Source organism: Micromonospora sp. NPDC048843, assembly GCF_040649965.1.
Lineage (GTDB): Bacteria > Actinomycetota > Actinomycetes > Mycobacteriales > Micromonosporaceae > Micromonospora > Micromonospora hortensis.
On the sequence record NZ_JBEZGJ010000278.1, the window covers coordinates 1 to 6,457 of the forward strand.

Here is a 6,457-nt window from a genome sequence, read left to right on the forward strand (position 1 = left end):
CGACCTGCTCGTACGCGCCGGTCAGGGTGATCGTGGTGAAGGCGTCGGCGGGCGGCAGCGCCCCATGGCGACCGAGCGGCAGCCGGTAGAGCACCGGTCGGTTCGAGTCGGTGAAGTATGCCGCGTCGCGGGTCAGCACGACGTCGTTGACGAACGTCGGGGCGGTGGCGAACTGGTAGCGGGCCAGCACCTCGCCGGTGCGGGTGTCGAGCACGCGAGCGTCGCCAGCCGTGCCACCGGAGACGAAGAGCCGGCCACGTGGGTCGACCTTGAGGCCGAGCGACGGCGTGCCGGTGGCCGCGCCGATCGTCGTGCCCCGTCCGGTGATCAGGTCGACGCGCTGGATGGCACCGGTGGCGCGGGAGCCGAAGTAGGCGTACCGGCCGGCGGTGGCGATGCCCTCGGGCTGGAACCCGTCGGGGAGGGCGAGGACGGTTGGCGGCCGGTTTGCGGGGTGCGCCTGCGCCGGCGCGACGGCGACGGTGGCCAGCAGGGCGGCGGTCAACGCGCCGCCGAGCGTGGTGCGGAGGGGGCGGTTCACTGTGCTCCTTCCGGGCGGAAGCGGCACGAGCCGACACGTCCGCCACGTTCACTGGGGCCAGGACCTTCCCCACTGTACGACCGCTGGCGGGCGCCCGCTCGGCGTCACCGGCGCGGCCTTCGGGTGGCCGCGCCGGTGAGCCCGTCGAGCGGGGCGGAAATCAGGCGTTGCGGACCAGCCTCCACCGGTTGTCAGCGCTGCCGTTGTCCGGATCCTGCACGGCCTGTGCTCCCCAGGCGGTCGACCCGTTCAGGATCCCGAGCAGCTTGTTGCTGTTGACGTTGCGGATCTTGTAGGTCCCGTCGCCGTTGTCCACGAGGATCCACCGGTGGTCGGCGGTGCCGTTGTCCGCCCACTGCAGGACCCGTGCGTTGTCGGCGGTGGACATGTTCTCCACACCCAGCACCTTGCCGCTGTGGACGTTGCGGAACCGGACCGCGTTGCCGTCGGTCACGACCACCCAGTTGTGGTCGGCGGTGCCGCTGTCGCTCCACTGGACGGCCAGACCACCGTCGGCGGTGGACATGTTCTGCACGCCGAGGACCAGCCCGGTGCCGACGTTCTGCAGGCGGTAGCTGCTGCTGCCGCCGCTACCGGTGGTGTTCCAGTAGACCGTGTAGTTGAAGCCGTGGGCGTCGTAGAAGGGCCCGAGGTTCACAGTGGACCCGTTCGCGCTGGCGGTGAACGCGAGCGAGCTGGTGCTGGTCCGGGTGATCGAGGAGGCGGTGAGGGTGGGCAGGGTGCTCAGGGCCGTGTTGCCGTAGTTGCCGGCCAGCACCGTCGGGCCGTACGTGACCGCGCCGACGTTGGCGTTGTCGTTGGCGGCCTTGACGGCGACCTGCATCGGCAGCCGCACGGTGATGGTGTCGCCCGCGGCCCAGGTACGCGTGACAGTGGCGTAGCTGCCCGGTGTGGTGGTGACGTTCTCCACAGCGCCGTTGACGGCGATCGTGGCGCCGCTGGTCCAGGACGGGATCCGCACCCGGATGCTCCACGACCCGCTCATCGAGCCGCTCAGGGTCAGGGTGCTGGTGTCACTGACCGGGAAGCTGGTGGTCTGGGTGACAGTGATGCCGCGCTGCGTCCAGTTCAGCACCGACGGCGTGAACAGGTTCACGCTCAGCGTGGTGCCGTTGTAGAAGTAGATGGAGTCCATCAACCTTGTGTTGATCTCCAGGCCGGTGCCCTGGCAGCACCAGAACGAGTTGTAGTCGGTGCTCCAGGTGCCGCCACCCCACGCTGGGCCCACGCCCCGACGACCACCCGGCCGCAGCGGGGTGAAGTAGGTGATGTGGCCGTGGCTGTCGGCCGGGTTCTGCCCGCCGATCAGGTGGTTGAGCAGCGCGCGCTCATAGAAGTCGAAGTAGTCCGCCCGGCTCGGGTCGAGCAGCCACAGCTCGCGCGTCAGCTTGAGCATGTTGAACGTGTTGCACTGTTCGCAGGTGTCGTTGCTGAGGTAGCCGGCGATGGCGTTCGGCGGCCGGAAGTGCTCTGCCTGGCTGTTGCCGCCGATGGCGTAGGTGTGCGCGCCGACGGTGATGTTCCACGCGTTGCTGGCGATGTTCCGGTAACGGGTGGTCCCGGTGGCCTTGAACTCCCGGGCCGCGCCGATCCACTTGGGCACCTGCGTGTTGGCGTGCTTGCCGTTGAGCTGGTCCTGGTTGTTGGCCAGCGGGTCGAACACGCCGGCGTGGTCGAACCGCTGCGCGGCGGCGAGCCACCGGCTGTCACCGGTCTGCTGGTAGATGTCGGCGAGCACGTCGTTCATGCCCCCGAACTCGGTGCCCAGCATCGACTGCATCTGGCTGGAGCTCAGCCGACTGGTCCGGGTGTCGACCCAGCCGGCGAGGGACAGCAGCACCGTACGGGCCTGGGTGTTGCCGATGTAGCGCCAGACGTCGAGCAGACCGGCGAGGGTCTTGTGGATGCAGTAGTAGGGCACGTTGCCGTTGGACAACGTCCGAGCCTCGAGCGCCGTGAAGTCGGACTCCGGGAAGCCGGAGAGGTAACCCGCGCCGAACCCGGCGGCACCGTTGTTCGCCTGGCACTTGGCCAACTCGGCGACCATGTAGTTCGCCTTGTCCCGGCAGGTCGTGTCGCCCAGCACCGCGTACGCGTACGCCCACGCGCTCAGGAAGTGGCCCTGCATGTGGGTCCGGAACGGGAAGTTCGGCGCGTCCCAGCCCCCGTTGGTGGCGGCGCCGTTCGTGGACAGCCGGTGGTTGGCGCGGAAGTTGTAGAGCATCCGGTCGACGTCGACGAACCGCAGGTAGTTGAGCGTCCGGGTCTGGTTGTCCATCCAACGGCCGGAGCTGAGTCGTACCTGACCCGGGTCGAACGCGTACGCCGAGACGCCGATGTCGGACCGGACCGGGGGCACGACGGCTGCGGACGCGCTCCCGGGGGAGACGGCGACGCCGGTTGCGGAGACCACCACGGTGGCTCCGGCGGCCTGGAGCAGGTGACGGCGGCTGAGGGGCAGGGGTGGCATGGGGAACCTCCAGGTGGCCGGGTACGTCGGGGCCGCCATCGATGGCGGCGGATCGTCGGCGGCAGAGAGCCGGCGACGGTGCGGTGCGGGTGGTGGGACGCGGTCGCCGTGAACGCCGGGTGCCCATCCCTGGCGCTATCGCGGCACATCGATGTGATCGCTAACATAGTTCGTCGTTAACACGCCCGCAACCCCCGGGGCACCTCGCCGACCCATTCCCGCGACGACCTGGCCCGGGTCATCGGGGCCGGTGGCGGCTGTGGCCCGAAGCGGACGTTCGCCGGGCTCGCGATCACCGAAGCGTTACCGTGCGTGACGGCTGACTCGATGTCTCCGCCGTTGACGCCCCTCCGGTCGCTCAGTACCGTGCATCGTAAATCTTCGATGTCAACGTCGATACCTCAATGCTGCGATGGGCTACGACGGTCATCCCGCGCCTCACAAAGATGCAGGTCAGATGGGGGAGGGGGCATTCGCCGAAAGCTGTTAGCGCTAACACGACTGCCGGTCAATGATCGGTTTCTGAACGACAAAGCCCGTTCGAGTGGCCGTCAGGACGGCGGCGGCTCGTCCAGTCAACATCGCGCACGGCGCACTCTCTGTGGGAGTAATCGTGAACGTGAAGGATCGAACCGCAACCCGGGCCGCTCGCCGGACCAGGCGCGCCATCGCCTGGCTCGCAAGCATGGCCTGTCTCCTCGCACTGATCCCGGGTACGGCCAGGGCCGACAACCCCATCGTCCAGAACATCTACACCGCCGACCCGGCGCCGATGGTGCACAACGGCCGGGTCTACCTCTACACCGGCCATGACGAGGACGGGTCCACCTATTTCACAATGCGTGAGTGGCGGGTGTACTCGTCCGCCGACATGGTGAACTGGACCGATCACGGATCGCCGATGAATCTGGCGACGTTCGCGTGGGCGGACGCCAACGCGTGGGCCGGACAGGTCGTTGCGCGTAACGGAAAGTTCTACTGGTACGTGCCGGTGCGCCAGCGCTCCAATGGGCAGATGGTCATCGGCGTCGGCGTCGCCGACAGCCCGACCGGGCCGTTTCGCGACGCGCTCGGTCGACCACTGGTCGGCAACAACGAGATCGACCCGCACGCGTTCATCGACGATGACGGGCAGGCGTATCTGTACTGGGGTAACCCGGGTCTGTGGTACGTGAAATTGAACCCGGACATGATCTCGTTCTCCGGCAGCGCGACACGCATTCCACTCACGACGGCGGGATTCGGTACCCGCAACGGTAATGCGAGTCGGCCGACGCTGTACGAGGAGGGGCCGTGGGTGTTCAAGCGCAACGGGTTGTACTACAACGTGTTCGCGGCGGAGTGCTGCTCGGAGTTCATCGCGTACTCCACTGCGACCGGGCCGACGGGGCCGTGGACATATCGGGGAACGATCATGCCGCGGCAGGGTGCCAGCTTCACCAATCACGCTGGTGTCATTGATTTCCAGGGTGGTTCGTATTTCTTCTATCACAACGGGGCGTTGCCCGGCGGCAGTGGTTACACCCGTTCGGTCGCTGTGGAGAAGTTCAGTTACACCAGCAGTGGCCTGTTCCCGACGATCACCATGACGACCACCGGTGCCCCGCAGGTGGGCACGCTGAACCCGTACGTGCGACAGGAGGCCGAGACGATCGCGTGGGGCTCGGGGATCGAGACCGAGGCGTCCAGCGAGGGCGGGATGAACGTCGGTTGGATCGAGAACGGCGACTACATCAAGGTCAAGGGCGTCGCGTTCGGCGCGGGTGCGACAGCGTTCAGCGCCCGGGTCGCGTCGGCAACCAGCGGCGGTCGGATCGAGGTGCGCCTCGACAGCGCCACCGGCCCAACCGTTGGTACCTGCACCGTGGGTGGCACCGGCGGCTGGCAGACCTGGACCACCAGCACCTGCGCGGTCAGCGGCGCGACCGGCACCCATGATCTCTACCTGCGCTTCGCCGGCGGCAGCGGCAACCTGTTCAACATCAACTGGTGGCAGTTCAGCGGCACCGGCGGCGGCAGCGCCAACCTGATCACCAACGGCGACGTGGAGAACGGCACGACGGGTTGGGGTGTGCACGGCAGCGGAACGCTCGCCAGGAACACCACAGTCGCGCACGGCGGCAGCGGGTCGCTGTCGATCACCGGCCGGACCGGTGCCTGGAACGGCCCCAGTCAGGACGTGGCCGCCAAGCTCACCAACGGTAAGAGCTACACCACAAACGTCTGGGTACGAGCACAGAGCGGCACCCCGTCGGCGAAGGCGACGCTGTCGCTGACCGCGAACGGCACGACGAACTATCTGCAGCTGACGCCGGCGGTGGGAGTGAACGTCAACGGCTGGACACAGCTCACCGGCACCGCGAGCGTGTCGTGGAGCGGCACCCTGACCAACGCCGCCTTCTACGTCGAGACGGCCGAGGGCACCGACAGTCTCCTCGTCGACGACGCCTCGTTCCAGTGACGGGCGCTGCCGGGGCCGTGCTCGGCGCGGCTCCGGCAGCGACGCGTGTCCCACCGGAACGACCCGTGTTCGGTGCGTCTGGTTACGACTTGACGAACGGCATGTTATCGCTCACAGTCGATGGTTGAGGGCGGCCGCACCTGTGGTTCACCGGGCGAACCTGCTGCGGCCCCTCGGAGCGCGACGTCCGCCCAGGGCATGCCGGACGTCGGGTCAGGATTCCCCGCACTGCTGCCGCGACGGCGATGGGTGCTGCCGTCGCCAACGTCGCAGGAGCAGATTCGGGCGCTGCGCCTCCATCGCTGCACCACCACAGAGAAGGAATCCGCATGAAGCACAGAAGAGTTCTGCGGGCGGCGGTGACCGTCGCGGTCACCGGCGCCCTTGCCGCGGGTATGACGATGGCGCTGACCACCTCGGCCAGCGCCGGCACCACCCTCCGTGCCTCGGCGGCCGAGAAGGGTCGCTATTTCGGCGCGGCCGTCGCGACGGGCAAGCTGTCCACCAGCGTGTACGCGACGATCTTGAACCGTGAGTTCAACAGTGTCGTGGCCGAGAACGAGATGAAGTGGGACGCCACCGAGCCGCAGCAGGGCCAGTTCCGGTACACCGGTGGTGACCGTCTGGTCAGTCACGCGCAGGCCAATGGCATGAGCGTTCGGGGTCATGCGTTGCTGTGGTACCAGCAGCAGCCGGGCTGGGCGCAGAACATGTCCGGCAGCGCGTTGCGTAACGCCGCGATCAACCACGTCACCCAGGTCGCGACGCACTTCCGCGGGAAGATTCATTCGTGGGATGTGGTGAACGAGGCGTTCGCCGACGGTAACTCCGGGGCGCGTCGTGACTCGAACCTGCAGCGCACGGGCAACGACTGGATCGAGGCGGCGTTCCGGGCGGCGCGGGCGGCGGATCCGGGTGCGAAGTTGTGTTACAACGACTACAACACCGACGGGATCAACGCGAA

At 67.7% G+C, this 6,457-nt stretch carries 3 protein-coding genes and 1 pseudogene; 2 read left to right on the plus strand and 2 right to left on the minus strand.

What is annotated here, in order from left to right; genetic code table 11:
* A pseudogene (locus tag AB0C20_RS34390) lies at positions 1–541 on the minus strand (superoxide dismutase); the annotation flags it as partial.
* Between the two features lie 160 nt (positions 542–701).
* Entirely contained in the window at positions 702–3,032 is a 2,331-nt protein-coding gene (locus AB0C20_RS34395; protein WP_357569568.1) for a beta-L-arabinofuranosidase domain-containing protein, read from the minus strand.
* A gap of 685 nt (positions 3,033–3,717) precedes the next feature.
* On the opposite strand from AB0C20_RS34395, the gene AB0C20_RS34400 reads away from it, so the two are divergent.
* Together AB0C20_RS34400 and AB0C20_RS34405 are read left to right on the plus strand one after the other, a co-directional pair.
* The gene (locus AB0C20_RS34400) at positions 3,718–5,493 is read left to right on the plus strand and encodes a family 43 glycosylhydrolase (RefSeq protein ID WP_357186504.1); all 1,776 of its coding nucleotides are present in this window, start codon (positions 3,718–3,720) and stop codon (positions 5,491–5,493) included.
* A 329-nt stretch (positions 5,494–5,822) separates the two neighbouring features.
* Positions 5,823–6,457 (plus strand): endo-1,4-beta-xylanase (locus AB0C20_RS34405; protein WP_357569569.1); only part of this gene is annotated, 635 nt, incomplete at its 3' end.

Excerpts from the sequence above, each read along its gene's own strand:
- AB0C20_RS34400 (WP_357186504.1), top strand. The coding sequence starts at position 3,718 with ATGGCCTGTCTCCTCGCACTGATCCCGGGTACGGCCAGGGCCGACAAC.
- AB0C20_RS34395 (WP_357569568.1), bottom strand. The coding sequence starts at position 3,032 with ATGCCACCCCTGCCCCTCAGCCGCCGTCACCTGCTCCAGGCCGCCGGA.